Origin of the sequence: Zoogloea dura, from assembly GCF_012927165.1 — a bacterium.
GTDB lineage: Bacteria > Pseudomonadota > Gammaproteobacteria > Burkholderiales > Rhodocyclaceae > Zoogloea > Zoogloea dura.
Window position 1 is genome coordinate 1 of sequence record NZ_JABBGA010000069.1, and the last position, 2614, is coordinate 2614.

2 protein-coding genes are annotated in these 2614 nt (G+C 63.4%); both read left to right on the top strand.

The features are described 5' to 3' along the window. Nucleotides 1-113: 113 nt before the first annotated feature. Complete coding sequence (istA, locus tag HHL15_RS26055; protein ID WP_169148680.1) at nucleotides 114-1610, top strand: IS21 family transposase; 1497 nt, start codon at nucleotides 114-116, stop codon at nucleotides 1608-1610. Further along, nucleotides 1603-2409: an IS21-like element helper ATPase IstB gene (istB, locus tag HHL15_RS26060; protein ID WP_169148679.1), complete on the top strand. Its 807-nt coding sequence runs from the start codon at nucleotides 1603-1605 to the stop codon at nucleotides 2407-2409. Before istA ends, istB begins: the two co-directional genes overlap by 8 nt. Nucleotides 2410-2614: the final 205 nt, after the last annotated feature.

The window sequence follows — 2614 nt, forward strand, 5'->3', positions numbered from 1 at the left end:
TGTTGTTGCCGGCCGAAAACTGACCATCAATCGGGGTGAATTCCGGTTGAAATTTGACCAGGGTGTTTAACCTCCCTGCCTCTTTTTGAGGCAGAGGAAGCGAGGTGATCACCATGGAAATGCTGGGCAAGGTCAGACGGATGTATTACCGGGACGGACTGTCCCGTTCGGAGATTTCGCGGCGCACGGGCTTGTCGCGCAACACGGTCAAGAAGTGGTTGAGAGCTCCGGAAGGGGCCTCGGCGGCTTACCGGCGGGAATCCACGCCGGGCAAGCTGGGGCCGTACCAGGCCACCTTGATCCAAGCCCTTGAAGCGGACGCGCGAAGGCCCAAGCGGGACCGTCGCAGCGCCAAGGCACTGCTGGCTGAGCTCAGGGGCTTGGGTTACACCGGTGGCTATACGGTACTCACCGACTTCATCCGGGACTGGCGCCTTGGGGTGGGGGCGAATGCGCCGAGCCGCGCCTTCGTGCCGCTCAAGTTCGCACTGGGCGAAGCCTTCCAGTTCGACTGGAGCGAGGAAGGCCTGGTGATTGGCGGAGTCTGGAGAAAGCTACTGGTTGCTCACCTGAAGCTGTGCGCAAGCCGTGCCTTTGTGCTGGTGGCTTACCCGAGCCAGGGCCACGAGATGCTGTTTGATGCGCACACGCGGAGCTTTGCGGCACTGGGCGGCATTCCGCGGCGGGGGATTTACGACAACATGAAGACCGCCGTCGACAGGGTCAAGAAGGGCAAGGGCCGAGTGGTCAATGCCCGCTTTGCCGCGATGTGCTCGCACTACCTGTTCGACGCCGATTTCTGCAATGTCGCCAGTGGCTGGGAGAAAGGCATCGTCGAGAAGAACGTGCAGGACAGCCGGCGGCGCGTCTGGCAGGAAGCGGGCAGCTTGCGTTTCAGTAGCTTCGCGGAGCTGAACACCTGGCTGCTGACCCGCTGCCAGGCCCTCTGGCAGGAAATCCGTCATCCGGAGTACGCGCTCTCGGTCGCCGAGATGCTTGAGCACGAGCAGCCGCAACTGATGCCAATGGTGACGGCGTTCGACGGCTACGTGGAAGAGCCGGGGCGGGTCTCCAGCACCTGCCTGGTGAGTGTGGCACGCAACCACTATTCGGTGCCGTGCGAGCTGGCGGGCAGGCTGATCAGCAAACGACTGTACCCGGAGCGGATCGAGATTGTCTTTGACGACGCGGTGGTGGCGAGCCACCCGCGCCGCTTCGAGCGCGGCCAGACCTGCTACGACTGGCGCCACTACCTGTCCTTGGTGGAGCGCAAACCAGGGGCGTTGAGGAACGGAGCACCCTTTGCCGGGATGCCCGAGTCCCTGATTCGCCTGCAACGCCTGCTCCTCAAACGCGACGGGGGCGACCGGGTGATGAGCCAGATGCTTGCGGTGGTGCCCAAAGCCGGGCTGGAGGCCGTTCTCGTGGCCGTTGAACTGGTTCTCGAATCCGGGGTGGTGAGTGTCGAACATGTCCTCAACGTGATAGGCCGCCTCAAGCAGGATGCGCCTCCGGAGGCGGTGCAGACGCATCTGGAGGTGAAGGAGGCGCCGATCGCCGACACGGGCCGCTACGACCGCTTACGCAGCCCGGAGATCGGCCATGCGTGAGATCGCCGCGGAACTCAAAGCGCTGCGCCTGTACGGCATGGCCGGGGCCTGGAGCGAGCTGACGGAGCTTGGCGGACAGGCCAGGGTGGAAGGTGCGTTGTGGCTGATCGAGCATCTGCTCGACGCCGAGGGGACGGATCGGGTCATGCGCTCGATCCGCTACCAGATGACGGCGGCGCGTTTCCCGATCCATCGCGATCTGGCCGGTTTCGACTTCGGGCAATCCTGCGTGGACCGGCACCTGATTGATGAACTGGCTGACCTGAGCTTTAGCGACAACGCCCACAACGTGGTGTTGATCGGTGGGCCGGGCACCGGCAAGACGCATCTGGCCACGGCCCTGGGGGTCTCCGGCATCACTCGGCACGAACGGCGGGTGCGTTTCTTCTCGACCGTGGACCTGGTCAATGCGCTGGAGCAGGAGAAGTCCGTCGGCAAGTCCGGGCGGATCGCCCAATCGCTGCGAAATGTGGATCTGGTGATCCTTGATGAGCTGGGCTATCTGCCCTTCAGCCAGGCTGGCGGCGCCTTGCTGTTCCACCTGCTCTCAAAGCTCTATGAGCACACCAGCGTGATGATCACCACCAACCTGACCTTCGGGGAATGGGCCAGCGTGTTTGGCGACGGGAAGATGACCACGGCCCTATTGGACCGGCTCACGCACCACTGCCACATCATCGAGACCGGCAACGACTCGTGGCGGTTCCAACACAGCAGCGCGGTGGCCAGATCAAAGATCAAGACCCGGGAGAAAGCGAGGCGGACATCGGGCGCGGCCGAGGATGCTGAACCCTTCTGACGGCGCCCCGGTGCGCCCTCCGCTCCGGGCTCCGCCCTGCGCGGAGGGCGCACCGCCAACACACACCTCGCCATCGACGTGGAAGGAGCTTCCCAGGAAGGGAAAAACCGATAGACTTATCCACAGCAGCCTGAATGACGGGCGGCTATCGTCCCTGGTCAAAATTCAACCGGTACACCTGGTCAGTTTTAAACCGGTACGGACA

Coding starts and splice junctions, on each gene's coding strand:
- istA (WP_169148680.1), top strand. CDS start 114: ATGGAAATGCTGGGCAAGGTCAGACGGATGTATTACCGGGACGGACTG.
- istB (WP_169148679.1), top strand. CDS start 1,603: ATGCGTGAGATCGCCGCGGAACTCAAAGCGCTGCGCCTGTACGGCATG.